The sequence below is a fragment of the Hydrogenophaga bisanensis genome (assembly GCF_042665135.1).
GTDB classification, from domain to species: domain Bacteria; phylum Pseudomonadota; class Gammaproteobacteria; order Burkholderiales; family Burkholderiaceae_C; genus Hydrogenophaga; species Hydrogenophaga bisanensis.
The window spans coordinates 67,725-94,646 of record NZ_JBHTBX010000008.1 but is presented as its reverse complement, the minus strand read 5'-3'; the positions used below and the strand labels follow the sequence as shown (position 1 = coordinate 94,646).

At 65.0% G+C, this 26,922-nt stretch carries 29 protein-coding genes; 24 read left to right on the top strand and 5 right to left on the bottom strand.

Annotation, left to right across the window (positions count from 1 at the left end; translation table 11 throughout):
- Window positions 1-4: 4 nt before the first annotated feature.
- The 13 genes from ACFQNJ_RS13075 (at window position 5) to ACFQNJ_RS13015 (ending at window position 10,025) form a co-directional block, all read left to right on the top strand.
- Entirely contained in the window at window positions 5-1,561 is a 1,557-nt protein-coding gene (locus ACFQNJ_RS13075; protein WP_382258133.1) for a cytochrome ubiquinol oxidase subunit I, read from the top strand.
- A 93-nt stretch (window positions 1,562-1,654) separates the two neighbouring features.
- Window positions 1,655-2,791 carry a cytochrome d ubiquinol oxidase subunit II gene (gene cydB, locus ACFQNJ_RS13070; RefSeq protein ID WP_382258130.1) on the top strand — a complete coding sequence of 379 codons (1,137 nt, stop codon included), beginning with the start codon at window positions 1,655-1,657 and terminating at the stop codon, window positions 2,789-2,791.
- 65 nt (window positions 2,792-2,856) lie between these two features.
- A complete protein-coding gene (cydX, locus tag ACFQNJ_RS13065; RefSeq protein WP_382258127.1) occupies window positions 2,857-2,976 on the top strand; it encodes a cytochrome bd-I oxidase subunit CydX in 120 nt (39 codons plus the stop codon).
- Window positions 2,973-3,263, top strand: a complete 291-nt coding sequence (locus tag ACFQNJ_RS13060) for a cyd operon YbgE family protein (protein ID WP_382258124.1) — start codon at window positions 2,973-2,975, stop codon at window positions 3,261-3,263. The genes cydX and ACFQNJ_RS13060 overlap by 4 nt, the downstream gene beginning before the upstream one ends.
- A 198-nt stretch (window positions 3,264-3,461) precedes the next feature.
- Window positions 3,462-4,085: a ubiquinol-cytochrome c reductase iron-sulfur subunit gene (petA, locus tag ACFQNJ_RS13055; protein ID WP_382258121.1), complete on the top strand. Its 624-nt coding sequence runs from the start codon at window positions 3,462-3,464 to the stop codon at window positions 4,083-4,085.
- Window positions 4,086-4,103: 18 nt separating this feature from the next.
- Window positions 4,104-4,739, top strand: a complete 636-nt coding sequence (locus ACFQNJ_RS13050; RefSeq protein WP_382258118.1) for an MBL fold metallo-hydrolase — start codon at window positions 4,104-4,106, stop codon at window positions 4,737-4,739.
- Between the two features lie 36 nt (window positions 4,740-4,775).
- Window positions 4,776-5,165, top strand: coding sequence for a DUF6858 family protein (locus tag ACFQNJ_RS13045; RefSeq protein WP_382258115.1), 390 nt, complete (start codon window positions 4,776-4,778; stop codon window positions 5,163-5,165).
- Between the two features lie 22 nt (window positions 5,166-5,187).
- A complete protein-coding gene (locus ACFQNJ_RS13040; protein ID WP_382258112.1) occupies window positions 5,188-6,186 on the top strand; it encodes an arsenic resistance protein in 999 nt (332 codons plus the stop codon).
- Between the two features lie 14 nt (window positions 6,187-6,200).
- Window positions 6,201-6,656 (top strand): group II truncated hemoglobin, encoded by a 456-nt coding sequence (locus ACFQNJ_RS13035; RefSeq protein ID WP_382258109.1) that lies wholly within the window; start codon window positions 6,201-6,203, stop codon window positions 6,654-6,656.
- A complete protein-coding gene (locus ACFQNJ_RS13030; protein WP_382258106.1) occupies window positions 6,644-7,132 on the top strand; it encodes a hypothetical protein in 489 nt (162 codons plus the stop codon). Before ACFQNJ_RS13035 ends, ACFQNJ_RS13030 begins: the two co-directional genes overlap by 13 nt.
- Window positions 7,133-7,176: 44 nt before the next feature.
- Window positions 7,177-7,641, top strand: coding sequence for a PaaI family thioesterase (locus ACFQNJ_RS13025; protein WP_382258103.1), 465 nt, complete (start codon window positions 7,177-7,179; stop codon window positions 7,639-7,641).
- A 37-nt stretch (window positions 7,642-7,678) separates the two neighbouring features.
- On the top strand, window positions 7,679-9,385 hold the full coding sequence (locus ACFQNJ_RS13020; protein WP_382258100.1) for a tetrathionate reductase family octaheme c-type cytochrome: 1,707 nt from the start codon (window positions 7,679-7,681) through the stop codon (window positions 9,383-9,385).
- Window position 9,386: 1 nt separating this feature from the next.
- Window positions 9,387-10,025, top strand: coding sequence for a cytochrome b/b6 domain-containing protein (locus tag ACFQNJ_RS13015; protein ID WP_382258097.1), 639 nt, complete (start codon window positions 9,387-9,389; stop codon window positions 10,023-10,025).
- On the opposite strand, the gene ACFQNJ_RS13010 is transcribed toward ACFQNJ_RS13015, so the two are convergent.
- Window positions 10,026-10,439 (bottom strand): DsrE family protein, encoded by a 414-nt coding sequence (locus ACFQNJ_RS13010; RefSeq protein WP_382258089.1) that lies wholly within the window; start codon window positions 10,437-10,439, stop codon window positions 10,026-10,028.
- 141 nt (window positions 10,440-10,580) lie between these two features.
- Between ACFQNJ_RS13010 and ACFQNJ_RS13005 the strand changes: the two genes are divergently transcribed.
- Complete coding sequence (locus tag ACFQNJ_RS13005; RefSeq protein ID WP_382258086.1) at window positions 10,581-11,297, top strand: class I SAM-dependent methyltransferase; 717 nt, start codon at window positions 10,581-10,583, stop codon at window positions 11,295-11,297.
- Between the two features lie 13 nt (window positions 11,298-11,310).
- Here the strand turns inward: ACFQNJ_RS13005 and ACFQNJ_RS13000 are convergent, their stop codons facing one another.
- Both ACFQNJ_RS13000 and mnmA read right to left on the bottom strand, forming a co-directional pair.
- Window positions 11,311-13,050, bottom strand: coding sequence for a SulP family inorganic anion transporter (locus ACFQNJ_RS13000; protein WP_382258084.1), 1,740 nt, complete (start codon window positions 13,048-13,050; stop codon window positions 11,311-11,313).
- A 4-nt stretch (window positions 13,051-13,054) separates the two neighbouring features.
- Window positions 13,055-14,179, bottom strand: a complete 1,125-nt coding sequence (mnmA, locus tag ACFQNJ_RS12995) for a tRNA 2-thiouridine(34) synthase MnmA (RefSeq protein ID WP_382258081.1) — start codon at window positions 14,177-14,179, stop codon at window positions 13,055-13,057.
- A 155-nt stretch (window positions 14,180-14,334) separates the two neighbouring features.
- Between mnmA and ACFQNJ_RS12990 the strand changes: the two genes are divergently transcribed.
- Both ACFQNJ_RS12990 and arfB read left to right on the top strand, forming a co-directional pair.
- Window positions 14,335-15,147: a dioxygenase family protein gene (locus ACFQNJ_RS12990; protein ID WP_382258079.1), complete on the top strand. Its 813-nt coding sequence runs from the start codon at window positions 14,335-14,337 to the stop codon at window positions 15,145-15,147.
- A gap of 40 nt (window positions 15,148-15,187) precedes the next feature.
- On the top strand, window positions 15,188-15,589 hold the full coding sequence (arfB, locus tag ACFQNJ_RS12985) for an alternative ribosome rescue aminoacyl-tRNA hydrolase ArfB (protein WP_382258076.1): 402 nt from the start codon (window positions 15,188-15,190) through the stop codon (window positions 15,587-15,589).
- A gap of 15 nt (window positions 15,590-15,604) precedes the next feature.
- Here arfB and ACFQNJ_RS12980 read toward each other — a convergent pair whose 3' ends face one another.
- Window positions 15,605-16,087 (bottom strand): NUDIX hydrolase, encoded by a 483-nt coding sequence (locus ACFQNJ_RS12980; RefSeq protein WP_374639721.1) that lies wholly within the window; start codon window positions 16,085-16,087, stop codon window positions 15,605-15,607.
- A gap of 346 nt (window positions 16,088-16,433) precedes the next feature.
- Here ACFQNJ_RS12980 and ACFQNJ_RS12975 point away from each other — a divergent pair, with 346 nt between their 5' ends.
- The 4 genes from ACFQNJ_RS12975 (at window position 16,434) to ACFQNJ_RS12960 (ending at window position 22,239) form a co-directional block, all read left to right on the top strand.
- Window positions 16,434-18,056 (top strand): Re/Si-specific NAD(P)(+) transhydrogenase subunit alpha, encoded by a 1,623-nt coding sequence (locus ACFQNJ_RS12975; protein WP_382258073.1) that lies wholly within the window; start codon window positions 16,434-16,436, stop codon window positions 18,054-18,056.
- A gap of 30 nt (window positions 18,057-18,086) precedes the next feature.
- Window positions 18,087-19,502 (top strand): Re/Si-specific NAD(P)(+) transhydrogenase subunit beta, encoded by a 1,416-nt coding sequence (gene pntB, locus ACFQNJ_RS12970; RefSeq protein ID WP_382258070.1) that lies wholly within the window; start codon window positions 18,087-18,089, stop codon window positions 19,500-19,502.
- 185 nt (window positions 19,503-19,687) lie between these two features.
- Entirely contained in the window at window positions 19,688-21,376 is a 1,689-nt protein-coding gene (locus ACFQNJ_RS12965; RefSeq protein ID WP_382258067.1) for a long-chain-fatty-acid--CoA ligase, read from the top strand.
- A gap of 107 nt (window positions 21,377-21,483) precedes the next feature.
- Window positions 21,484-22,239 (top strand): 5'-methylthioadenosine/adenosylhomocysteine nucleosidase, encoded by a 756-nt coding sequence (locus ACFQNJ_RS12960; protein WP_382258064.1) that lies wholly within the window; start codon window positions 21,484-21,486, stop codon window positions 22,237-22,239.
- Window positions 22,240-22,366: 127 nt separating this feature from the next.
- Here the strand turns inward: ACFQNJ_RS12960 and corA are convergent, their stop codons facing one another.
- Complete coding sequence (corA, locus tag ACFQNJ_RS12955) at window positions 22,367-23,353, bottom strand: magnesium/cobalt transporter CorA (RefSeq protein ID WP_382258061.1); 987 nt, start codon at window positions 23,351-23,353, stop codon at window positions 22,367-22,369.
- 251 nt (window positions 23,354-23,604) lie between these two features.
- On the opposite strand from corA, the gene ACFQNJ_RS12950 reads away from it, so the two are divergent.
- From ACFQNJ_RS12950 to hprK, 4 genes are all read left to right on the top strand, one after another.
- Window positions 23,605-24,837, top strand: coding sequence for an MFS transporter (locus tag ACFQNJ_RS12950; RefSeq protein ID WP_382258058.1), 1,233 nt, complete (start codon window positions 23,605-23,607; stop codon window positions 24,835-24,837).
- Window positions 24,838-25,018: 181 nt separating this feature from the next.
- Complete coding sequence (gene hpf / locus ACFQNJ_RS12945; protein WP_374639728.1) at window positions 25,019-25,348, top strand: ribosome hibernation-promoting factor, HPF/YfiA family; 330 nt, start codon at window positions 25,019-25,021, stop codon at window positions 25,346-25,348.
- 142 nt (window positions 25,349-25,490) lie between these two features.
- Window positions 25,491-25,961, top strand: coding sequence for a PTS sugar transporter subunit IIA (locus ACFQNJ_RS12940; protein ID WP_374639729.1), 471 nt, complete (start codon window positions 25,491-25,493; stop codon window positions 25,959-25,961).
- Window positions 25,958-26,908 (top strand): HPr(Ser) kinase/phosphatase, encoded by a 951-nt coding sequence (gene hprK / locus ACFQNJ_RS12935; protein ID WP_374639730.1) that lies wholly within the window; start codon window positions 25,958-25,960, stop codon window positions 26,906-26,908. The genes ACFQNJ_RS12940 and hprK overlap by 4 nt, the downstream gene beginning before the upstream one ends.
- The last annotated feature ends 14 nt before the right edge of the window (window positions 26,909-26,922 follow it).

The following is a 26,922-nucleotide window of genomic DNA, read 5'->3' as shown; positions in this document are numbered from 1 at the left end:
TCACGTGATATCCGATCAACTGGTCGATCTCTCGCGCCTGCAGTTTGCGGCGACGGCGATGTACCACTTCCTGTTCGTGCCGCTGACGCTGGGCATGGTCTGGCTGCTGGTCATCATGGAAAGCGTCTATGTGATGACAGGCAACGTCATCTGGAAGGACATGACCCGCTTCTGGGGCAAGCTCTTCGGTATCAACTTCGCGCTGGGCGTGACGACCGGCATCACGCTGGAGTTTCAGTTTGGCACCAACTGGGCCTACTACTCGCACTACGTGGGCGACATCTTCGGGGCGCCGCTGGCGATCGAGGGCCTGATGGCCTTCTTCCTGGAGTCGACCATGATCGGCCTGTTCTTCTTCGGCTGGGACCGGTTGTCGAAGACGCAGCACCTGATGGTGACCATCCTGATGGCGGTGGGCACCAACCTGAGCGCACTGTGGATCCTGATCGCCAACGGCTGGATGCAGAACCCGGTGGGTGCCGAGTTCAGCTACGAAACCATGCGCATGGAAATGGTCGACTTCTGGGCGGTGCTGTTCAACCCGGATGCACAGGCCAAGTTCGTGCACACCGTCTCGGCCGGCTACGTGACCGGTGCGATGTTCGTACTGTCGGTCAGCAGCTGGTACCTGCTCAAGGGGCGCGACACCGAGTTCGCCAAGCGAAGCTTCCGCGTGGCGGCGGCCTTCGGCCTGGCCAGTGTGTGCAGTGTGATCGTGCTCGGTGACGAGTCGGGCTACACCGTGGGCGAGGCGCAGCAGACCAAGATGGCCGCGCTGGAAGCGATGTGGGAGACCGAGCCCGCGCCCGCCGGCCTGAAGCTGGTGGCCGGCATCAATGAGGCCGAGGCGAAGAACGACTGGGAGATCGAGATTCCCTGGGTGATGGGCCTGATCGGCACGCGCTCGATCGACCAGCAGATCCCGGGCATCAGGGAGATCAAGGAGAAGAACTGCGAGCGCATCGAAAGCGGCATCCATGCCGTGGTGGCGCTGGAGGCCCTGCGCCGCAACAAGGACGACGCGCAGGCCAAGGCCGTGTTCGAGCAGCACAAGGCAGACCTGGGTTTCGGTTTGCTGCTGCGCAAGTACACCGCCGATGTTCGCCAGGCCACGCCCGAGATGATCCGCAAAGCGGTGGACAGCACCGTGCCGCGGGTGACGCCGATGTTCTGGTCCTTCCGCATCATGGTCGGCCTGGGCTTTGCCATGCTGGTGCTGTTCGGCCTGGCCTTCTGGAGCACGCTGAAGATGCAGTGCGCTGCACGCCCCTGGCTGCTCAAGTGGGCGGTGTGGATGCTGCCGGCCCCGTGGATCGCCTGCGAGCTGGGCTGGTTCGTGGCCGAGTATGGCCGCCAGCCCTGGACCATCTACGGCGTGCTGCCCACGCACATGTCGGTCTCCACACTCAGCGTGAACAGCCTGTATGGCTCGCTGGCCGGCTTCGTCGGCTTCTACACCCTGCTGCTGATCGTCGAGGTCTATCTGATGGTCAAGTTCGCCCGCCAGGGGCCGGGCAGCCTGGGCACCGGGCGGTATGAGCGCGAGCCTGCATACGCATGACCCCCACGCTCCGCCGTTCCACGGGTCGCTGCCCCCCAGGGGGGCGCGTTTCGGCTTGGGGCGGCCCGGCACCGAAACCTGAAGGACTTTGACATGTTCGACTATGAAACCCTCAAACTGGTCTGGTGGCTGCTGGTGGGCGTGCTGCTGGTGGGCTTTGCCATCATGGACGGCCACGACATGGGTGTGGGCACGCTGCTGCCCTTCGTCGGCAAGGACGACGTGGAGCGCCGCGTGGTGATCAACACCGTCGGCCCGCATTGGGACGGCAACCAGGTCTGGTTCATCACCGGCGGTGGCGCCATCTTTGCGGCGTGGCCGCTGGTCTATGCCACCGCCTTCAGCGGCTTCTACTGGGCCATGCTGGCCGTGCTGTGGGCGCTGTTCTTCCGGCCGGTGGGCTTCGACTACCGCAGCAAGATCCATAACGCCACCTGGCGCAGCACCTGGGACTGGGGCCTGTTCATCGGCGGCTTCGTGCCCCCGGTGATCTTCGGGGTGGCCTTCGGCAACCTGCTGCAGGGCGTGCCCTTCCAGTTCGACGAGTTCCTGGTGCCCACCTACACCGGCAGCTTCTGGGCCCTGCTCAACCCGTTCGCACTGCTGGCCGGCGTCGTCTCCAGCGCCATGATCACGCTGCAGGGCGCCACCTATCTGGCGCACCGCACCGAAGGCGTGGTGCAGGCGCGCACCATCAAGGCCGGCACGGGTGCGGCGCTGGTCATGGTCATCGGCTTCATGGCCGCCGGCCTCTGGCTGCAAGACATCGATGGTTACCGCATCAGTTCGATGGTCGACCCGTCGGCCCTGCCGAATCCCATGGCCAAGACAGTGGTGCGCGAGGCCGGTGCCTGGATGGCCAACTACGCCGCCTTGCCCGCGCTGTGGCTGCTGCCGGCGCTGGGCGTGCTCGGTGCGCTCGCGGCGGCAGCCCTGATGCGATCGGGCCGCACGCTCAGTGCCTTCGTGGCTTCGTCGCTCGCCACCACGGGTGTCATCGGTACCGCCGGCGCCAGCATGTTTCCCTTCGTCATGCCGTCCAGCACCCAGCTGCAGGCGAGCCTGACGGTGTGGGACAGCGTCTCCAGCCACCTGACGCTGGGGATCATGTTCTGGGCCACGCTCATCTTCATGCCACTGATCGTGCTCTACACGAGCTGGGCCTATCGCGTGATGCGCGGCAAGGTGACCGCAGCCTACATCCGCGAGAACGAGCATGGGGCGTACTGAGATGACGGCCTGTGCTGGCTTGAGCTTTCCCATGTTCGTTGAAGTTTGATTTCAAGGAGAACGTCATGTGGTATTTCGCCTGGGTTCTGGGCATCGGCTTTGCCGTCCTGCTGGCCATCCTCAACGCCATGTGGGGTGAGAACGAGGCAGCGCGTGCCGATGCACGCCGGGGGGTTGAGCGATGAGCGCCGGCCCCTCGTTGGCAGCGCCGACGCCGGCACGGGCGCACTGGCCCAGCCTCGCAGTGGCCGTGGCGCTGATGGTGGTGGGCAGCGTGCATCCCCTGCTGCTGGCGGGTGCCGATGGACAGGCCGATCACAGCCTGGCCATGGCCTGGTTCTGGGCCATGAGTGCCGGGCTGGTGCGGGGCGTGGGCTTCATTCCGCGTCCGCCGGTGATCCGCTGGTTGCTCGGTGGGCCCGCCGTGGTTCTTGCATTGGCGCTGGCCGCATGGTTGCGCTGGGGCGGCTGACGTGCTTGGCGCAGTGGCTGACGTTTCTGGCGGAAGCTGCCGGTGACGTCGATATTGCGGCTTGGCAAGTGCCTGATTTCAAAGAATATTTTTCTGGTCCTGACTGGCACGTTTATTGAACATGTCAGGGCAGGCAGGTCTGGACAGACTGCCAATCGGCAGGCGGCCATCAGACCGAATCGTTCCAAGGAGAACACCATGAGCCATACCGCTTCCCTCCACAACATTCCGACACCCGGGGGCGTGGACAGCGATCGCCGCACCTGGCTGCTGGCCACCACGGCCATGGGTGCGGCTGCCGCAGGTGCTGTCGCGGTGCCTTTTGTCAGCAGTTTTTCCCCCAGCGAGCGGGCCAAGGCGCAAGGCGCCAGTGTCGAGGTGGACATCAGCGGCTTGGCGCCGGGTGAGATGACCACGGTGGAGTGGCGCGGCAAGCCGGTGTGGATCCTGCGCCGAACGCCCGAGATGCTGGCCGACCTCAAGGACATGCCTGACCTGGCCGATCCCGAATCGAAAAAGGACCAGCAGCCTGAGTACGCACGCAACACCGAACGCTCCATCAAGCCGGAGTACCTGGTGACCGTGGGCATCTGCACCCACCTGGGCTGCTCACCGGTGACCCTGCCTGAAGGCACGGCCAACACCAGTGTGCCGGCCGACTGGAAGGGTGGATTCTTTTGCCCCTGCCACGGATCGACCTTTGACCTGGCCGGGCGCGTCTTCAAGAACAAGCCTGCACCCACCAACCTGGAGGTGCCGCCCCACAAGTACGTGGCGGACACCCGGTTGCTGATCGGCGAAGACGACAGCGCAGCGGCCTGAAGGTCGTTGGCCCGACTCATGGACATCCGGACCATCCGCTCACTGGGCTACGGCGCCCTGAGCTATTTGCTGGCTGATCTGGCCAGCGGTGAGGCTGCCCTGATCGACCCGCAGGCCTGTGACATGCCCCTGATCCAGGCCATGCTGGGCGAGCGCCAGCTCAGCTTGCGCTGGGTATTGCGCACACATGACCATGACGATCAGCGTCCGGGCGAGCTGGCGACGCTGCGCCGCCTGGGGGCGCCGATCGTGCAAGGGCGCCCCGAGGCCGGCGTGCAGATGCCCGCCGATGGCGACACGCTCCCCTTGGGCGCCAGCGCCATCCGTGTGCTGAGAACGCCTGGCCATACGCCCCATTGCCTGAGCTACGTCTGGGCAGACCGGGTGTTCTGTGGTGCCCTGCTGGACGTGGGTGACTGCCCCTGGCAGCCCTGGCCAGCCGACGCCGCCATGCTATGGGACAGCGTTACCCAGAAGGTGTTCACCCTGCCGGACGAGACCCTGCTGTTTCCCGGGCAGGACTGCCACAGCCACAGCGTCAGCACCGTGCACGACCAGCGGCGCTGGCACCCGTACTTTGCGCAATGCTCGCGCGACGATTTTCTGGCCCGCATTGCGGCGCTGGAAGACGAGGCGCAGTGTCAGCAGGCTTGAGCCTCAGCCAATTTATTCATCCACCAGACGACAGACATGAAACAACTGCACTTCCAGGAAAAGTACCCCATCACCGTGGTGGACATCGCCAAGTCCGAGACGCGCTATGACAGCGTGGCTGCCATCGCCGACTATTTCAAGGACTGCATCGCGAACACACCGCGCGTGAGCTACATCGGCACCTTCGACCATTTTGCGCACACCCAGGCCATCGGCGGGGAGATCGCCCCCGACATCCGGGCCGCCACCAATGTGCTGTTCTGCTTCGGCCATGCCCTGCCCAACCCGCAGGTGCTGGCGGTTCGCCCGCGCAGCATCGGCATTGCCGACCTGGGCAGCCACTTCGTGATCACGTTCATGGATGCCCCGATGAAGCCGGCCAACGACGCCATGCAGGCCTGGGCCCTGGCGCTGAAGAACGCCTGAGCGGCGCGCGAGGGAGCACACCATGTGGACGGTCCTCAACTGGTTGCAGAAGAACCTGGTCTGGAGCATCCCGCTGGCCATGCTGGCCGGACTGGGATTCGGACAGCTGACGGATCCTGCGTTCCTGCGCAATGCCATCCTGCCGCTGACTTTCCTCATGGTCTATCCGATGATGGTGACGATGAATGTGCGGGACCTGCTCAAGCCCGGCAGCGGCCGGCTGCACGGGGTCACGCAGGGCATCAACTTCATCCTCATGCCGGCGATCGGCTATGGCGTGGGTCTGCTCTTCTTTGCCGACCAGCCCATGGTGCGTCTGGCGCTGCTGCTCACGTCGTTGCTGCCCACCTCGGGCATGACGATTTCATGGACCGGCTTTGCCAAGGGCAATGTGCCTGCGGCGGTGAAGATGACGGTGGTGGGCCTGATCGCCGGTTCGCTGCTGGCGCCGGTCTACCTCAAGGCCCTGCTCGGTGCGGTGGTCGAGATACCTGTTCTGCAGGTGTTCCTGCAGATCGCCCTCATCGTCTTCCTGCCGCTGGCGCTGGGGACCATCACCCAGCGATGGCTCGTGGGCCGACACGGTGAGGCCCGGTTCAACCAGCAGATCAAACCGAAGTTTCCGCCGTTCTCCACGCTGGGCGTGCTGGGCATCGTCTTCGTGTCCATGGCACTCAAATCGCAGGACATCTTTGCGAACCCTGCGCTGTTGCCGGGCCTGCTGCTGCCCTTGGTGCTGGTCTATGCCCTCAACTTTGCCATCAGCACCGTGGTCGGCAAGGCCCTGTTCCCGCGCGGCGATGCCATTGCCCTGGTCTACGGCACCGTCATGCGCAACCTGTCCATCGCGCTGGCCATTGCCATGGGTGTCTTCGGCACCCAGGGCGCTGACGCCGCATTGCTGATTGCGCTGGCCTACATCGTCCAGGTCCAGGCCGCGGCCTGGTACGTCAAGCTCACCGACCGCCTGTTCGGTCCGCCGCCGGCCACCGCCAAGCCAGGGCCGGCCAAGGCGACCTGAAAGGAATCCACTGAATGTCACACACCCCCACAACCACCCCCTATGACGCCCTGGGCGGCGCAGCCGGCCTGCACCGTCTGGTGGACCGCTTCTACGAACTCATGGACGAACTGCCCGAAGCCTATGCGGCGCGCCGTATCCACCCCGAGAGCCTGGCCGGCGCCAACGAGAGCCTTTTCGAGTTTCTCTCGGGCTGGTTCGGTGGCCCCAACCTCTACATCGAGAAGAAGGGCCACCCCCGTCTGCGCATGCGACACCTGCCGTACGCCATCGGCCCGACCGAGCGTGACGAATGGATGCTGTGCATGCGCACCGCGCTGACCGAGCAGGTCGCCGACGAGCCCCTGCGCGAGCGTCTGATCAAGGTGTTTGCCGACATGGCCGACCACATGGTCAACACGCAGGGGACATCCACGGGTACCTGTGCTGGCCAGCGCCAGACCGAAGGGGAGTGCACATGTTCACACTGACGCACAACCTCAAACGCCTGTCGGTCGCCTGGGCCATCGCAATGGCCTGCGGCTTGGCCGGCGCTGCACCCGTACAGCCCGGACAGCCTCTGCCAGCCCTGCAGTTGAAGAACCAGCATGATCAGGCCTGGCAGGTGACGCCTCAGACCCGGCTGGTGATTTTTGCAGCTGGCCGCAAGGCGTCCAACCTGGTCATGGAGGTGCTGGCCCCGCAGCCCGCCGGCTTCCTGGGCTCCCGGCATGCGGTGTATCTGGCCGACATGAGCCGCATGCCCGGCTTCGTGACGCGCACCTTTGCCATGCCGGCGCTGCGCGAACAGAAGTTCGAGGTTGGTGTTTCCCTGGATGAGAAGACGCTGTCCGACTGGCCCCGAGAAGACGATGCGGTCACGCTCATTCGCCTTGAGAACGGTCGTGTGGTCAGCCATGAGTACGTCCGCACCGACGCACAGTTGAGAGCGGCTTTGGGCCTTTGACCCGTGCACATGGCACGCCAGCGAATTTCAAGGAGACAGACAGGATGGACGCATTCCAGGACCACTACCCCGAGAACGTATCGCACTGCTACGGCTGCGGCAATCGCAATGAGCATGGTCACCAGATCAAGACCGTGTGGGACGGCGATGAGACCGTCACACGGTTTCGTCCCGAGCCGTTCCACACCTCGGTGCCCGGCTTTGCCTATGGCGGTCTGATCGCCTCGCTGATCGATTGCCACAGCACCGGTACAGCGGCCGCGGCCATGTACCGCCAGGAAGGGCGGAGCATGGACTCATTGCCAGCCTTCCGCTTTGTCACCGGGTCCCTGCACGTGGACTTCCTCAAGCCAACGCCCATCGACACCGAGCTCGTCATCCGGGGCAGGGTCAAGGAAATCAAGGGCCGCAAGGTGGTTGTCGAGACCACGGTGTACGCGGGTGATGTGGCCACCGCCAGAGGTGAGGTGGTGGCGGTACAGATGCCGGAGAGCTTCGGGCAGGCTTGAGATACCGCATCCGGCAGACCCTACGAGGAGACAGAACATGGCACAGCCGAGGCAATGGGTTGAAGGTCCCCGCAGAGGCCTGATTCGAGGTGTTGGCACCCTGATGTGGGTGTTCGCCAGCATGGCGAGCGCTTGGGCGTCGAGCCCCTTGCCCCAGGTGGGTGCCACGGCACAGGAAGCACTGGCCAAGGCACCGGGGCCGGGCAAGTCCACCGCCGACCACAGCAAGTTCAAGGAACTGCAGGGTCCTTTCAAGAACGGCTCCGAGGTGACCAAGGCCTGCCTGAGCTGCCACACCGAGGCGGCCAAACAGGTGATGAACACCCGGCACTGGACTTGGGAGTACACCAACCCGGATACGGGGCAGAAGCTGGGCAAGAAGACCATGCTCAACAGCTTCTGCATCGGTGACAGATCCAACGAAGCCTTCTGCCAGAGTTGTCACGTGGGCTACGGCTGGAAGGACGACAAGTTCGACTTTCACGCCGAGAGCAAGGTCGATTGCCTGGTCTGTCACCACACCGGCGGGTACAAGAAGCCTGCGGGCATGGCCGGTGAAGTGCCCACCGAACGCACCGAGCTACCACCGGGATCCGGCAAGTTCATCGACCCGGTGGACCTGGCCATGGTGGCCCGGCACATTGGCAAGACCAGCACCGCCACCTGTGGAAGCTGCCACTACAACGGTGGCGGCGGCGATGGCGTCAAGCACGGTGACCTGGATTCTTCGCTGGACCGGGCCACGCCCGAGCTGGATGTGCACATGGCCTCCAAGGCCAGTGGAGGAGCCGGATTCACCTGCGCCACTTGCCACCAGGCCGATGGGCACCAGATCGCCGGCAGCCGCATCAGCATGACTGCGGCCGACCCGCACGGCCCCATCCTGCGCGGCGATACGGTGCATGCCGGCCGCAATGCCGCCACCTGCCAGAGCTGTCACGGCGACAAGCCCCACAAGCAACCGTCGCTGGCGGTTGGCCTGCTCAACAACCACACCAGCAAGCTGGCCTGCCAGAGTTGCCATATCCCCAGCTTCGCCCGCGGTGGCATCACCACCAAGATGGGCTGGGACTGGTCCACCGCCGGACGCCTGTCGCCACAAGGCAAGCCCATCCAGGTCAAGGACGACAAAGGCCACGTGATCTACGACAGCAAGAAGGGCGACTTCAGGTTGGGCGAGAACGTGGTGCCCGACTATGTCTGGTTCAACGGCAAGGTCACCTACACCACCCAGGAGGACAAGATCGATCCGACCCGGGTGGTCAAGATCAACACCTTCCACGGCAGCCCGGAAGATCCGGATGCGCGCATCTGGCCGGTCAAACGCTTCGAGGGTCAGCAGCCCTACGACAAGCAGCACCTGCAGCTGCTGGTGCCGCATACCGCCACGCCCGACGACACCGCCTTCTGGTTCAACTTCGACTGGCCGAAGGCCTTGAAGGCCGGTGCTGAGGCCACGGGCAAGCCGTTCAGCGGCGACTATGGTTTCGTCAAGACCGAAATGCTTTGGCCCATCACGCACATGGTTGCTCCGGCCAAAGACGTCGTGGCCTGCGCGTCCTGTCACACCAACGCCGCCCAAAGCCGGCTGGGTGATCTGCCGGGGGTCTACCTGCCTGGGCGGGACCATCACCCCTGGATCGACCGACTGGGCTGGCTGGCCGTGCTCGGTGCTGCTGCCGGCGTGCTGGTGCATGCGCTGGCCCGCGTCATGAACCGCATTCGCGATGGAAAGGGACACTGAGATGGATGCCGTCAATCCGAACGTGGACGCCAAGCCCGGGCGCATCTACCTCTACAAGCGCTATGAGCGATTCTGGCACTGGTCGCAAGCCTTGCTGGTGCTGACCATGCTGGCCACCGGCTTCGAGATCCATGGCAGCTACCAGCTGCTGGGCTTCGAGCCGGCGGTGCGCTTGCATACCCTGGCGGCCTGGGCGTTGCTGACCCTGTGGGCGTTCACCATCTTCTGGCAGTTCACCACCGGCGAATGGCGCCAGTACCTGCCGACGCACAAGAAGGTGGTCGCCATGGCCGTCTATTACAGCTGGGGCATGTTCCGTGGTGCGCCGCACCCGTTTCACAAGACGGTGCAGAAAAAGCACAACCCCTTGCAACGCCTGGCCTACCTGGCGCTGCTGGCCATGATCTCACCCCTGATCTGGGGCTCGGGCCTGCTGTACCTGTTCCGGGCAGTCTGGCCGGAGCTGGGCATTGATCGTTGGCTGACGCTGGAGTGGGTGGCCTGGGCCCATACCGCTGGTGCCTTCCTGATGCTGGCTTTCGTGGTGGTCCATGTGTACCTCACCACCACCGGCCACACCTTGACGGCACACATCAAGGCGATGATCACCGGCTGGGATGAGGTACCGGAAGACGCGTGATCAGAAGCCCAGTGTCTTGACGCCCGGCTTGAGCAGGTGGGCCGCCACATCCGCCGGCTTGGCCGGGGTCACGCCAGGGATCAGGTCGGTGGGTTGCCGGCCGGTGTTGGGCAGGTACAAGGCGCAGACCTCGACCTTGGCACCGTTCTTGATCAGCCCTTGCAGCATCTGCTGGGGGGTGACATCACGGGGTTTGAGCTTGGTGCCTTCCTTGCCGGCCACGGCCACATCACCCGCGGCGTCGCACAGCAGCACGCGCACGCTGGCTTTCTGTTCAAGGGCCTGCCCGGCGAGCACCAGGCCAGCACCCTGGGCCATGGCATTGCCGCTGTGGATGTTGACGAACAGTTCCTCGGCGTGAGCGGTACCGGCCAGCAGAAGGGAGGCAGCGGACAGAGCGATCAGATGTTTCATGCAGGGACTCCTTGAAGGTGATGCAAAAGGGGAACAAGTTTCATCAGGCATGTGACCTGATGAGTTCATTCTTCATATACTCCAATGAGTATCCATGAGAAAACGCAAGACAACGCATTTATGTCATCAGGCCTAGTGACCATGAACCCCCTTCCCTCGGACCCCGATCAACTGGAGCAGGTACGCGACGAACTGGATGTCCTCTCCGGCATGGTGCCCCTGGACGGACAGCAGCTGATCGAACTGGGCTGTGGCAATGCCCGCCTGGCTCGGTCCCTGGTGCAGCGCTTTGCAGGTTCGCAGGTGGTCGGGCTGGAGGTCGACGAGGTGCAGCATGCCCGCAACCTGGCCAAGCCGCAGGATCGCATCCAGTTCCTGGCGGGAAGCGCCCAGGCTGTGCCGTTTCCCGATGCCAGCTTTGACGGCGCGCTGATGCTCAAGTCGCTGCACCACGTGCCCTTGCAATTCATGGACGCCGCCTTGCAGGAGGTGGCCCGGGTCTTGCGGCCCGGCGCCTGGCTCTATGTCAGCGAGCCGATCTATGGTGGAGCGCTCAACGAGATCGTCCGGCTGTTCAACGATGAGGGGGTGGTGCGTCCGGCCGCGCAGGCAGCGCTGGACCGGGCGCTGGCTACCGACGCGTGGGCGCCCGCAGGCGAGCGCCGATTTGCACAGCCGGTGCGCTACGCAAGCTGGGAGGAGTTCGCGCAACGCATGCTTTACCCGACGTTTGCCGACCATGGCATCACGCCGGCGTTGGCCGAACGGGTCAAGGCTGCGTTCATGCCGCACCTCGGCCCTGAGGGTGCCCGGTTCGTGCGCCCCATGCATGTGCGCCTGTTGCGTCGACGCGCCTGACCCGCCGGTCGGTTCAGGCGTGCGGCGGTGTCTCTTCCAGCAAGGACTGCACCGCCTGGTGGTGGGTCAGGAACACACGGCCTGAGAGCTGTTCCAGGAAGTCGCTGCGCTTGAGCCGATCCATCACAGGACCCTTGACCTCGCTCAGGTGCAACTGCACACCGGTTTCTTGCAGGCGCTGGTGGATGCTGCGCAGGCTCTCCAGTGCGCTGGCGTCGATCTCGTTGACCGCGGTGCATTGCAGCACCACGTGTCGCACATCCGGTCGGCTGGCCAGCTCGGCGCCGATGCGGTCTTCAAGGTATCGGGCATTGGCAAAGAACAGGCTCTCGTCCACCCGCAAGCCCAGGATGTGCGGGTGCGTGAGCACCTCGTGGCGAAGCACGTTGCGGTAGTGCTCGGTCCCCGGCACGTTGCCGACCACCGCGATGTGCGGTCGGCTGCTGCGCCAGATGTGCAGCGCCAGCGAAGCGATCACGCCCACCATCAGCCCGCTGACCAGGTCCACCAGCAGCGTGACGGCAAAGGTCAGTGCCTGCGCCGCGAAGTCGGCACGCGAATAGCGCCAGGTGCGGCCGAAGCTGCCGAAATCCAGCAGGCTGCCCAAGGCCATCAGGATGGTGGCGGCCAGCACCGCCAGTGGCAGGTGGTGCAGCCAGGGTGTGAAAAACAGCGCCGTGATGCCCAGCAGCACCGCGGTCAGCAGACCGGCCGCCGGTGTGCGCGCACCAGCGTCGTGCAGCACCGCCGACCGCGAAAAGCTGGCGCCCACGGCGTGTGCGCCGGTCAGACCGGCCGCGAGGTTGGCTGCGCCCATCGCGCGCATCTCGGCATCGCTGTCCACCCGCTCGCGCCGCCTGGCGGCAAAGGTCTGCGCGATCGAAATCTGCTCGACAAAGGTCAGCATGGCGATCAGCAGCGCCGGCAGCAGCAGCGCCTGCAATGTGCTGGCGGACGCGCCGAGCAGGCTCCCCAGCGCCAGGCCCGGCAAGCCCTGCGGCACGGTGCCCACCACCGCCACACCCTGATTGGCCCAGTCTCGGGTCTGTGCGATGGCGATGAAACCGACCAGGATCAGCAGCGGCGCAGCCTTGACCAGGAGGTCGGCCGCACCCTGCGGCAAACCCAGTCGGCGCAGCAACCGCTGGAGGAAGTGGCGCGATGCCCACAGGCCCAGCAGGGCGGCCAGCCCTACCGCTCCGGTGAGCCCGTGCATTTCACCGCGCTGCCACCAGAGACTTTGCACAAACACCCAAAGGTTCTCGCTGCGCAGGGGTGTGCCCAGCAGGTGGGGCAACTGGCTCATGACGATCAGCAGGCCCGAGGCGGTGACAAAGCCCGAAAGCACCGGGGCACTCAGGAAGCCGGCGATGAAGCCCATGCGCAACAGCCCCATCACCAGCAGCATGGCGCCGACCAGCACCGCCAACAGCAGCGAGGCGGCAATGAAGTCGGCGCTGCCGGTCGCGACCACGCCACCGACGGCCGCCAGCGACATGATGGAGCGCAGGGCGGCGGGACCGGCGGCCAGCACCGGGCTGCTGCCCATGAGGGCATAGATCACCAGCGGCAGCATGCTGGCGTACAGACCGGTGACCGCCGGCATGCCCGCCAGCAGCGCATAGGCCAGGCTTTGCGGGATCAGCAGCAGCGTCACCACCGCGGCGGCGGTGGCATCGCCTGCGGCGTGCTGCCGCCCATAGCTGCCCGACCAGCGCAGGATGGGGAACCAGTCGAGCAAACGCGGTGGCATGGATTCAGACGGGGGCGTTGGCGGCCTCGGTGTGGATCACCCCGCCACCCAGGCAGACCTCGCCGTCGTACAGCACCGCGCTCTGACCCGGGGTCACGGCCCACTGCGGCTCGGCAAAGCGCAGGGTGAAGCCGGTGTTGTCCAGTGCCAGTGTGCAAGGCGCGTCGCTTTGCCGGTAGCGGGTCTTGGCCGCAATCTGCTGGACCGCCGGGGCCTGGCCCGCGACCCAGCTCACGTCCCCGGCGCGCAGCGCGGGCGACATCAACCAGGGGTGATCGTGCCCCTGTACCACCCACAGGGTGTTCTTCTCCACGTCCTTGCGCGCCACGAACCAGGGCTCGTGCTCGCTGCCACCTTTCTGTGCACCCTTGGCCTTCACACCGCCGATGCCCAGGCCCTGGCGCTGGCCCAGGGTGTAGAAGGACAGGCCCACGTGCTGGCCGATGGTGCGGCCGCTGGGGTCTTTGATCGGCCCCGGCTCCTTGCTGATGTAGCGGTTGAGGAAGTCGCGGAACGGCCGCTCGCCGATGAAGCAGATGCCGGTGCTGTCCTTCTTCTTCGCATTCGGCAGCTTGATTTCGCTCGCGATGCGGCGCACCTCGGTCTTGGGCAGTTCACCGACCGGAAACATGGTTTTCGACAACTGCGCCTGGTTGAGGCGGTGCAGGAAGTAGCTCTGGTCCTTCAGCGGGTCCAGGCCCTTGAGCAGTTCGTGCGTCCCTGTCGCCCCGTTGAAGCGCACGCGGGCGTAGTGGCCGGTAGCGATCTTCTCGGCGCCCAGGCGCATCGCATGATCAAGGAAAGCCTTGAACTTGATCTCGGCGTTGCACAGGATGTCCGGGTTGGGTGTGCGGCCGGCCTGGTACTCGCGCAGGAACTCGGCAAACACGCGGTCCTTGTACTCGGCAGCAAAGTTCACATGCTCGATGTCGATGCCGATCACGTCGGCCACGCTGGCGGCGTCCAGCCAGTCCTGTCGGCTGGAGCAGTACTCACTGTCATCGTCATCTTCCCAGTTCTTCATGAAGATGCCGATGACCTCGTACCCCTGCTGCTTGAGCAGGTAGGCGCTCACCGCGGAGTCCACGCCCCCGCTCAATCCCACCACGACACGTTGCTTGTTTGCCATGCCGCGGATTATCCCTGCGACCGGATTGCCGCGTGCGGGACGGCCATGCTCGAAATATTTCAAGACCACGTACACACCGTTCGAACCCTCTGGCCCGGTGTCAGGACTACAGTTGCCTGCTGACACCAGATCGTGTTTGCCCTGCCAGTGACGCCATGTCCCGCCTGCCCACCCTGTTCATCTCCCACGGCTCCCCGACGTTTGCACTCGAACCCGGCCAGGCCGGACCGGCCCTCGCCGCGCTGGGCAAGACCTTGCCCCGACCCAAGGCCATTCTGGTCGTGTCCCCGCACTGGATGACCCGAGAGCCAAGGGTGGCCACCACGCCGCGGCCGCAGACCATCCACGACTTCGGCGGCTTTCCGCCGGCGCTCTATCAGTTGCAGTACCCGGCCCCCGGAGCCCCCGAGGTGGCCCAGCGCGCCATCGATCTGCTGCGAGCGGCCGGTTACCCAGCCGAGCCCGACGCGCAATGGGGCCTGGATCACGGGGCCTGGGTGCCCCTGCTGCACCTGCTGCCCCAGGCCGACGTGCCGGTGTTCCAGGTGTCGCTGCCTGCGCGCCTGGATGGCGAACGCGCTTACGCCTACGGCCAGGCCCTGGCACCTCTGGCTGACGAGGGGGTGCTGGTCATCGGCTCCGGCAGCCTGACGCACAACCTCTATGAGGTGCGCTTCGATGCCCCTGACGCCTCGGCTGAGGCCTATGCGCTGGAATTTGTTCACTGGATCCAGACGGTGCTCAACGCCCGCGACCATGTCCGGCTGCAGCAGACCATGACCTTGGCGCCCCAGGCCCAGCGCGCCCACCCCATGCCGGAGCATCTCTGGCCGCTGATGGTGGCGGCCGGTGCGGCAGGCGCTGATGTGCCCGCCACGCGCATCGAGGGCGGCATGACGCACGGTGTGCTGAGTATGGATGCCTACCGGTTTGGTGAGCTGAACGTTCCCGACCCCGTGGCGGCTTGAGCCTGGCGCTGCGCCGTGGCCATGGCACACTGCCGTCACCATGCTGCGCATTCTTCTGGCCGACGTCGAGTTCACCGCCATCCGCGCACAAGGCGCTGGCGGTCAGAACGTCAACAAGGTGTCCAACGCGGTTCACCTGCGTTTTGACGTGCGTGCCTCGCACCTGCCCGAGGCGGTCAAGGCACGGCTGCTCTCACGCGCCGACCACCGCATCAGCGAGCAGGGTGTCATCGTCATCAAGGCCCAGAGCCACCGCAGCCTGGAGCTGAACCGGGCCGACGCACTGGCCCGTTTGCAGGCGCTGGTGGACGCCGCGGCCCACGTGCCCAAGACGCGCAAGGCCACCCGTCCCACGCTGGCCTCGCGGCAGCGTCGGCTGGCGGGCAAGGCCAGCCGTTCCCAGATCAAGCAGGGACGAAGCGCCGTCCGCGGCATCGACTGAGCGCGCCCGGGATCCTCAGCTTGCGTGATAGACCGTCAAGTCGGTCAGTACCGTTTCCAGTGGAAAGCGTTGGCCATTCAGGTGGTCCTGTACGCACCGCCATACCAAGGGGCTGCGGTGTCGCTGGCTGCTGGCCTGGATCTCTGCCGGGGTGAGCCATAGCGTGCGAACGATGCCCTGATCCAGAGCCCGCCCGTCTTCAAACCGACCCAGTTCACCGGTATAGGCAAAGCGCAGGTAGGTGACGTCCTCACCGGTGCTGTCGCGCTGAAACCGCGACAGATAGATACCCACCAGCGCCGAGGGCTGGAAGTGGAACGCGGTTTCCTCCAGCGCCTCACGCACCACGCCCTGCTCGGGGCTCTCCCCGGGATCCAGATGCCCCGCGGGGTTGTTCAGTCGCAGGCCCTCGGGCGTCTCTTCTTCCACCAGCAGATAGCGGCCGTCGCGCTCGATGATGGCGGCCACGGTCACGCTGGGTTTCCATCGCATGTTCATATTTTTTGCTTTATGAAAAATAAATATCAACAAGCACCAATGTTGTGCGAGCATGAATCGGCACCACAAAGGCATCACATCTGCAAACCATTGTCGCCCAAGGATTTTCTGGCAGGGTTGACCCGATCCGGTGGATACGGGCTTTCGGGTAAGCTGACACCGATCTTTCAATGTCCCGAGCGAGGAGACAGACATGCTGACAGGCGCACCCACCGCAGGCGCGGTGGGCCAGACCCATATCGCCCTCACGCCAGTGAGGGCCTTGGAACACCATCTCGGAGTGGCCAGCGGTCACCGCCGGGTTCCCCTCATCCTTTCCTGACATTCCTGACCTGAGGACTTGCCCATGACGACTGGAGCATCGACCGACCACGCCATGCCCACGCCGCAGCGCATTGGCGTGCCGCGCGAAATCTTTCCCGGCGAAAAGCGGGTGGCGACCGTACCCGATGTGGTGACCAAGCTGGTCAAACTCGGTTTTCAGGTGGTGGTGGAGCAGGGCGCCGGCGACTTGGCCGATGTGAGTGACGACGCCTACCGCGAAGCGGGCGCCAGCATCGCCGGCTCGGCCGCCGAGCTGTGGAACGGTGCCGATATCGTCTTCAAGGTGCGCCCGCCGACCACTGAAGAAGTGACGCTGATGCGCGCGGGCCAGACCCTGATCGGGTTCGTCTGGCCGGCCCAGAACCCCGACCTGATGCAGCAGCTGGCGGCGAAGAAGGTCACGGTGCTGGCCATCGACTGCCTGCCGCGCACGCTCAGTCGCGCGCAGAAGATGGACGCGCTGACCTCGATGGCTGGCGTCAGCGGCTACCGCGCCGTGGTCGAGGCGGCCAACGCCTTCGGCCGCTTCTTCAACGGCCAGATCACCGCCGCGGGCAAGGTGCCGCCGGCCAAGGTGTTCATCGCCGGCGCCGGTGTGGCCGGTCTGGCCGCCATCGGCGCGGCCGCCAGCCTGGGCGCCATCGTGCGCGCCAACGACACGCGCGCCGAGGTGGCCGACCAGGTGGTCTCGCTCGGTGGCGAGTTCGTCAAGGTCGACTACGAGGAAGAAGGCTCGGGCGGTGGCGGCTATGCCAAGGTCATGAGCGAAGGCTTCCAGGCCGCGCAGCGCGAGATGTACGCGCAGCAGGCGCGCGAGGTGGACATCATCATCACCACCGCGCTGATCCCCGGCAAGCCGGCCCCCAAGCTGATCACTGCCGAGATGGTCAAGAGCATGAAGCCCGGCAGCGTGATCGTCGACATGGCGGCGGAGCAGGGCGGCAACTGCGAACTGACCGAACCCGGCAAGGCCGTCGTGAAGCACGGCGTCACCATCGTCGGCTACACCGATCTGGCCTCGCGCATGGCGCGCCAGTCGTCCACCCTGTACGGCACCAACCTGTTCCGCCTGACCGAGGAGCTGTGCAAGACCAAGGACGGCGTCATCAACGTCAACATGGGTGACGACGCGATCCGTGGCCTGACGGTGATCAAGGACGGCGAGATCACCTGGCCAGCCCCGCCGCTGGCCCCGGCCGCGCCCAAGCCGGCGGCCAAGCCCGCCGCTGCCGCGGCCGAGAAGAAGGGCGGCCACGGCCATGGCAGCAGCGGCCCGTTGCCGGCCAAAACGCTGGCTATCGTGTTCGGTCTGGGCGCGCTGGCCTTCTGGGCCATCGGTGCCTACGCGCCGGCGGCCTTCCTGGGCCACTTCACGGTCTTCGTGCTGGCCTGCTTCATCGGCTACATGGTGGTCTGGAACGTCACGCCTGCGCTGCACACGCCGCTGATGAGCGTGACCAACGCCATCTCCAGCATCATCGTCATCGGGGCGCTGGTGCAGATCCTGCCGCCCGAGGCCGGCACCAACGGGCGACCCGATGCGCTCATCCAGTGGCTGGCCTTTGCCGGCATCGTGCTGACCGCGGTCAACATGTTCGGTGGCTTTGCCGTCACCCGCCGCATGCTCGACATGTTCCGCAAATAAGCCCCCTGACCAGAAAGCCAAGAGACACCCATGACCTCCAGCCTGGCCACGGTCGCCTACCTCGGCGCCGCCATCCTCTTCATCCTCAGCCTGGGTGGCCTGTCCAACCCGGAAACGTCGCGACGCGGCAACCTCTACGGCATCATCGGCATGACGCTGGCGGTGCTGGCCACCATCTTCGGCCCGCGCGTTTCGCCGGCCGGCATTCCCTGGATCGTCGGGGCGCTGGTTGTCGGCGGCAGCATTGGTCTGTACGCCGCGAAAACGGTCAAGATGACCCAGATGCCCGAGCTGGTGGCGCTGATGCACAGCCTGGTCGGCCTGGCGGCCTGCCTGGTGGGCTTTGCCAGCTATGTGGATACCTCGATCCAGTACACCGGGGCCGAAAAGGTCATCCACGAAGTCGAGATCTACGTGGGCATCCTGATCGGTGCGGTCACCTTCTCGGGTTCGCTGATCGCCTTCGGCAAGCTCAACGGCAAGATCGGCGGCAAGCCGCTGCTGCTGCCGGCGCGCCACTGGCTCAACCTGATCGCGCTGCTGGTGGTGATCTGGTTCGGCGGTGAATTCGTGCGCGCCGAGACCGTGGCCGACGGCATGACGCCGCTGATCATCATGACCGTGCTGGCCCTGCTGTTCGGCATCCACATGGTGATGGCCATAGGTGGCGCCGACATGCCTGTGGTGGTGTCCATGCTCAACAGCTATTCCGGCTGGGCGGCTGCGGCTACCGGCTTCATGCTGGGCAACGACCTGTTGATCGTCACCGGCGCACTGGTGGGCTCCTCCGGTGCCATCCTGAGCTACATCATGTGCAACGCGATGAACCGCAACTTCATCAGCGTGATTGCCGGCGGTTTCGGTGGAGGTGCGCCTGCCGCGCCCAAGGCCGATGGCGCCGCCGCCGAGCCGAAGGGCGAAGTGGTGCCGGTCAGCGCTGCCGAGACCGCCGAGCTGCTGCGCGACGCCAAGAGCGTGATCATCGTGCCCGGCTATGGCATGGCCGTGGCGCAGGCCCAGCACACCGTCAACGAGATCGTCAAAACCCTGCGCGACAAGGGGGTGACCGTGCGCTTCGGCATCCACCCGGTGGCTGGCCGCATGCCCGGCCACATGAACGTGCTGCTGGCCGAAGCCAAGGTGCCCTACGACATTGTGCTGGAGATGGACGAGATCAACGAGGACTTCCCGGACACCGACGTGGCCATGGTCATCGGCGCCAACGACATCGTCAACCCGGCGGCCCAGGACGACCCGACCAGCCCGATCGCCGGTATGCCGGTGCTGGAGGTCTGGAAGGCCCGAACCAGCATCGTCATGAAGCGCTCCATGGCCAGCGGCTACGCGGGCGTGGACAACCCGCTGTTCTACAAGGACAACAACCGCATGCTGTTCGGCGACGCCAAGAAGATGCTCGACGAGGTCCTGGTGGCCCTGAAGGGCTGAGCGGATGGGTTCGGGGCTGGTACTGCTGTTTCTGTAGCGTGGTTCCGGCCCCGGAAATCAGATTAGAGAGTGCAGTCAGTTTCCGGTCAGGGTAAAACACGATCTGCAACATCTTCGGCAGCCGCAATAATGCGCGGTTGCCGTCCGATGGGACCGCACCCCTGTCCATAACCACGGAGATCCGAATGACCGCAGCAACGGCTGACCGCCCCTGGCTGGGCGCCTATCCGCAGGGTGTTCCTGCCGACATCAATGTCGACCAGTACCCCTCGCTGGTTCACCTGATGGAGGAGAGCTTCGGCAAGTTCGCCAGCCGGCCGGCCTACAGCTTCATGGGCAAGGAACTGACTTACGCGCAGGTGGACAGCCTGTCGCAGGCCTTTGCCGCCTACCTGCAGGGCCTGGGGCTGGTCAAGGGCGATCGCGTCGCCATCATGATGCCCAACGTGCCGCAGTACCCAGTGGCGGTCGCGGGCATCCTGCGCGCCGGCATGGTGGTGGTCAACGTCAACCCACTTTACACCGCCCGGGAACTGGAGCACCAGCTCAAGGACTCGGGTGCCAAGGCCATCGTCATCATCGAGAACTTTGCCCACACGCTGGAGCATTGCATCGCGCACACGCCGGTCAAGCACGTGGTGCTGGCCGCCATGGGTGATCTGCTGGGCCTGCTCAAGGGCAGCATCGTCAACTACGTGGTGCGCAACGTCAAGAAGATGGTGCCCGCCTTCAACCTGCCGCAGGCCGTGCGCTTCAATGAAGCCATCGCCCGCGGCACCAAAGGCAGCTTCAAACGCCCCGAACTCAAGGCCGATGATGTCGCGGTGCTGCAGTACACCGGCGGCACCACCGGAGTCTCCAAAGGTGCCGTGCTGCTGCACCGCAATGTGATCGCCAACGCGCTGCAGTCCGAGGCCTGGAACGACCCGGTCATGAAGCAGGTGCCGGCAGGCGAACAGCCCACCAGCGTCTGCGCCTTGCCGCTGTATCACATCTTCGCCTTCACGGTGAACATGGTCCTGGGTCTGCGCACGGGCGGCAAGGTGATCCTGATTCCCAATCCCCGGGATCTGCCCGCCGTGCTCAAGGAGCTGTCCAAGCACACCTTCCACAGCTTCCCGGCGGTGAACACCCTGTTCAACGGCCTGGCCAACCATCCGGACTTCAACACCGTCAACTGGAAGAACCTCAAGGTATCGGTCGGGGGGGGCATGGCGGTGCAGGGTGCCGTGGCCAAGCTCTGGCTGGACAAGACCGGTTGCCCCATCTGCGAGGGCTATGGCCTGTCGGAAACCAGCCCGTCGGCCAGTTGCAACCCGGTGACGACCACCACGTTCACCGGGACGATTGGTGTGCCCTTGCCCAACACCTGGATGAAATGCGTCGACGACGACGGCAAGGAAGTGCCTCAGGGGCAGGCCGGCGAGATCGCCATCAAGGGCCCACAGGTCATGGCCGGCTACTGGCAGCGTCCGGATGAAACCGCCAAGGTCATGCTGCCCGATGGCTATTTCAAGACCGGCGACATCGGCATCATGGATGAGCGCGGTTTCTTCAAGATTGTCGACCGCAAGAAGGACATGGTGTTGGTCAGCGGGTTCAACGTCTACCCCAACGAGGTGGAAGACGTCGTCGCCCAGTTGCCCGGTGTGATGGAGTGTGCGGTCGTTGGGGTGCCGGACGAGAAGTCCGGCGAAGCCGTCAAGCTCGTCATTGTGAAAAAGGATGCGGCGCTGACCGAAGCCCAGGTGCGTGACTTCTGCAAGGAAAACCTCACCGGTTACAAACAGCCGAAAATCATTGAGTTCCGCACCGAATTGCCGAAAACACCGGTAGGCAAGATCCTGCGGCGTGAGTTGCGGGACAAGAAGTGATGACGGGACACCCGGCGGGTTGCTGACCCTGCCCAAGGCCCGGCATTCGCCGGGCCTTTTGTTTTTTGGGCGTCATGCCCGCTGTCAATGCCAAGGAGGTCTGTCCCATGGGTCGAAAAATTGCCGTGATCAGCGCCCTGCAAGAGGAGCTGTCCGAGATCCTGCAACTCATGCCAGACGAGCAGCGGGTACCCATCGGTGGACGCACTTTCTGGCAGGGCCATCTGCAGGACCACGACGTGGTCGCAGTGCTCTCCGGCATCGGCAAGGTGGCGGCGGCCACCACCACGGCCGTCTTGCTGGAGCGCTTCGAGCCCGAGATGGTCATCGTCACGGGGGTGGCCGGCGGTCTGTCCATGGACGCCTCGGTCGGTGACATCGTCGTGGGGACCGGTTTTTCGCAGCACGACATGGATGCCTCGCCCCTGTTCCAGCGCTGGGAGATGCCGGGCTACGGACGCAGCCGCTTCGATGCCGACCCGGTGCTGGTGCAGGTGCTCCAGGAGGCGGCCAAGGATGCGGTGACGTGGCTGCCCAAGCTGCTGGATGCCCAGACCATGACCGAACTGGGATTGCACAGGCCGCATGTCCATCAGGGTGACATCATCACCGGGGACCGTTTCATCTCGACGGCGGCCGATAGCAACGCCCTGCGCGCCGCGTTCCCCGAGGCCTGGGCGGTGGACATGGAAACGGCGGCGGTGGCGCAGGTCTGTCACGACCACGGCATACCCTTCGGCGCCGTTCGCGTCGTCTCGGACCGCGCCGACGAGGAAGCGCACGTCGACTTTCAGCACTTCCTCAACCAGGTCGCCCGTCACTACAGCGCACGCATCGTGCGCAAAGCCCTCAATCTGCTGTGAACCCGACGCTGGGGGCAACGACCCGCGCAGCGTGGGGGCATCATTTCGACCGCAGCGCAGGGCCGCCCCAAGCAAGGTCAGCCCCCTTGGGGGGCAGCGACCCGCGCAGCGGCGGAGCGTGGGGGCACTACTTCAACCAGCCACGCTTTCGGAAGTAGAGCATCGGCCCCAGTGCCGACAGCACCATCAGCCCCAGCGCAAAGGGATAGCCCCATTTCTGGCTCAGTTCGGGCATGTACTGGAAGTTCATGCCGTACACGCTGGCGATCAGCGTCGGCGGCAGCAGCGCCACACTGGCCACCGAGAAGATCTTGATGATCTTGTTCTGATTGATGTTGATGAAACCGACGGTGGCGTCCATCAGGAAGTTGATCTTGTCGAACAGGAAGGCGGTGTGGCCGTCCAGCGAGTCCAGGTCGCGCAGGATCTGGCGGGCGTCCTCGAACTGTTCGGCGCTGAGCATCCGGCTGCGCATCATGAAGCTGACCGCGCGTCGCGTGTCCATTACGTTGCGCCGGATGCGCCCGCTCATGTCCTCGTGGCGGGCGATGGCGGCCAGCACCTCGCTGGCCTTGTTGTCCGTCACGTCGCCAGCGAGGACCTGACGGCTGACGTTTTCCAGATCATCGTAGATGTCCTCCAGCGTGTCGGCGCAGTATTCCGCGTCGGCGTCGAAGAGCATCAGCAGCACATCCTTGGCGTCGTCGATCAGCCCTGGCATGCGGCGCGCGCGCATGCGCAGCAGGCGGAACACGGGCACATCCTCGTCGTGGATCGAGAACAGCACCCCTCGGCTCTTGAGGGCGTCGTTGTGCTCATTGAGGATGAAGGCCACGCGGATCGCCCTCGGGTCATCCTCGTCATCGATCAGGAAGTCCGAGCGGATGTGCAGTTCGCCGTTGTCTTCCTCGAAGAACCGGGCCGATTCCTCGATGTCCTCGTCCATCGCGTCTTCCGGGATGGACAGGCCGAAGTGCTGCTTGACCCAGCGCCGCTCCTCGGTGGTGGGTGCTTCCAGATCCACCCAGATGGGTTTGAACCGGGTCAGCTCCTCGAGCGACTCGATCTCTTCCTGAAACAGGCGGCCATTGGCCAGGGTGAAGACGTTGAGCATGACAGCGCTCCCGACAGGGAAGGGGGGACGACCAGGGGTGAGGCCTTGGCCTCGGGCGGTGTGAGGCGGTGCTTTCAGTCGGCCGGTCACCCATGTCCAGTCACCGATGGTGCGCTGTTCAGCAGGGGCCGGGAGCGACTGAAAGCACGCAACTGGGGGGCGTGCTTTCCATATCGGAACTCCGGATTGCAGAATGTGGTCGAATTATGGCACTGCCGTGGCCGTCTGGCGCCCTGGCGCCACGCATTCGCATGACACACCACACACTTCCGCCGCGGCGCGAGCTGGCCCTGCTGCTGACCATTGCCGGCATCCAGTTCACCCACATCCTCGACTTCATGATCATGATGCCGCTGGGGCCGCAGTTCACCCGGCTGTTCGGCATCAGCGACGCCCAGTTCGGCCTCCTGGTGTCGGCGTACACCCTGTCGGCAGGGGTGTCGGGCCTGGCCGCCGCCACCTACGTGGACCGCTTTGACCGCAAGCACCTGCTGCTCGTGCTCTACACCCTGTTCGCGCTGGCCACGCTGGCCTGCGGTCTGGGGCCCGGCTACGGTTTCCTGATGGCGGCCCGCATCGCCGCCGGTCTGTTCGGTGGCGTGCTCTCGGCGCTGTCGCAGACCATCGTGGCCGATGTGGTGCCCTTCGAGCGACGCGGGCGCGCCATGGGCATCGTCATGTCCTCGTTCTCCTTCTCGACAGTGGCGGGTGTCCCCATCGGCCTGTTCCTCGCCGCTCACCTGAACTGGCAGGCGCCCTTCATCGGCATTGCCCTGCTCAGTGGCCTGCTGGCCCTGGCGGCGGCACTGACCATGCCCGCGCTGTCGCATCACCTCAGGGCCGGCCACCGGCCCTCGGTCTGGCGGGGCATCGGGCGGGTACTGGCCCAACGCAACCATCAGCGCGCCTTTGCGTTTTCGGCCACGCTGATGTTCGCCGGTTTCATGGTGATCCCCTTCATCACCATCTACATGCAGGCCAATGTCGGCCTCAGCACCGAGCAGATTCCCTACCTCTACCTGTGCGGCGGCTGTGCCACGCTGCTGACGGCGCGTCTGTTTGGTCGTCTGACCGACCGGCTGGGCAAGGTCCGCGTGTTCTCCTGGATGGCGGCGGCCGTGGTCGTTCCATTGCTGGCGACCACCTTGCTGCCCGCCTCCCCGCTGTGGGCGGCCTTGCTGGTGTCAACCCTGCTGTTCGTGTGCATGAGTGGCCGGATGATCCCGGGCATGGCCATCCTGACCTCGGCAGCCGATCCGGCGCAGCGCGGCACCTTCATGGCACTCAATGCGGCCGTGCAGTCGGCCGGCATGGGTTTGGCCTCGCTGCTGGCGGGCTGGATCATCGGCCGCAACGCGCTCGGGCAGGTGACCCACTACTGGGTGGCTGGCCTCATTGGCGCTGCGGCGAGCCTGCTGACCATTGTCATGGCGCGCCGGCTGGTGATGCACGGCGCTGTGCAGGCCTCGCCTCATCGTCCCTGAGCACCGGTTCCGGGTTCTCAGACGAATACCCAGGTACACCTTCTTTCGCTTTGTTGCGCTGCAAGCTTGCGCCTTCCCGCGTTCGCGGGCATAGTGGATTCACGGCTACCCGTGACCGTCGGGTGGGCCCTCAATCCGACCCGGCGGTGTGTGTCAACCCGGAGCATAAGGAGGCTCTTTTATGAACCTGACGATCAGCGGTCACCATCTCGAAGTCACCCCCGCGCTGCGCGGCTACGTCACTTCCAAGCTCGAGCGCATTTCCCGTCATTTTGACCAGGTCGTCGATATCAAGGTCCTGCTGACCGTGGACAACCTCAAGGAGAAAGACCAACGCCAGCGTGCCGAATGCAACATCCACGTCAAGGGCAAGGACCTGTTCGCAGAGAGTGCGCACGCCGATCTGTATGCCGCCGTGGATGAACTGGCCGACAAGCTGGACCGTCAGGTGCTGCGCTACAAGGACAAGGCGCAGGACCACCATCACGACTCGGCCAAGCGCATGATGTGACCGATGTCACAGGCGATCGCTGACCGCCTGTGACAACATGTTGCGATGCAACAAGCCGCTTGAAAAGTCAAGCGGCTTTTTTGTGCCCGACGTCTAGTCAAGAACAGTCAACTGGGCATAATTTGCGGTCCGAGAGGCCCACATGAACCGACTTTCCGCCATATTGCCACCCGCACAGGTGCAGGTTTGCGTTGACGCCACGAGCAAGAAACGCGCGTTCGAAGAAGCAGGTCTGCTGTTCGAAACCCTTCACGGTCTGAACCGGGCCCTGATCACCGACAGCCTGTTTGCCCGCGAGCGCCTGGGCTCCACCGGTCTTGGCCACGGGGTGGCCATTCCGCACGGCCGCATCAAGGGGCTCAAGCAGCCGCTGGCCGCCGTGTTCCAGCTCGCCAGCCCCATCGGATTCGACGCGCCCGATGAATTGCCGGTGCAACTGATGATCTTCCTGCTGGTGCCTGAGGCGGCCACGCAGAAGCATCTCGAGATCCTGTCGGAAATTGCCGAACTGCTCAGCGACAGCGCGCTGCGTGAACAGCTCAAGACCTCCACCGACGCTTCCGTGCTGCACGGACTGATTGCCGGCTGGCAGTCGGCTCACGCCGCGGCATGAAGCCCACCGTCGTCAGCGCCGACGTTCTCTTCGAAGATCACCGCGATGCCCTGAAGTGGCAATGGGTGGCCGGTCTGGGTGCATCGGAGCGGCGCTTTGACGAAGTGGCAGTCCGCCAGGCGCGATCCGGCGCCGATCTGGTGGGTTACCTGAACTACATCCACCCCTACCGCGTGCAGGTGCTGGGCGAGCGCGAGGTGCGCTACCTCAGCAGTGACAGCGAGGACGACAACCGCCGCCGGGTCGCGCGCATCGTGACGCTGGAGCCGCCGGTGCTGGTGGTGGGCGATGGCCAGCCGGTGCCCGAGGCGGTGCGGGCCATGTGCGAGCGGGCCCAGATCCCGATGTTTGCCTCGCCCGAGCCGGCGGCCTTCGTGATCGATGTGCTGCGGGCCTACCTTTCGCGCCACTTTGCCGACCGCGCCACCATGCACGGAGTCTTCATGGACATCCTGGGCATGGGGGTGCTGATCACCGGTGAGTCCGGGCTGGGCAAGAGCGAACTGGGGCTGGAGCTGATCTCCCGCGGCCATGGCCTGGTGGCCGATGACGCGGTCGACCTCTACCGCATCAACCAGACCAGCATCGAGGGCCGCTGCCCCGAGTTGTTGCAGAACCTGCTGGAGGTGCGGGGCATCGGTCTGCTGGACATCAAGGCCATCTTCGGTGAGACCGCCGTGCGCCGGAAGATGCGCCTGCAACTGATCGTGCATCTGGTGCGCAAGGAAACCATGGAGCGCGACTACGAGCGCATGCCCCATGAGCCCCTTTACCAGGATGTGCTGGGGGTCCCTGTCCGCAAGGCGGTGATCCAGGTGGTGGCCGGTCGCAACATCGCCGTGCTGGTGGAGGCGGCGGTGCGCAACACCATCCTGCAGATGCGCGGCATCGACACCTACCAGGAGTTCGTGGCGCGCCACCGCGCCGCCATGTCCCGCGGCGAGTGACGCAGCGGCCGGTC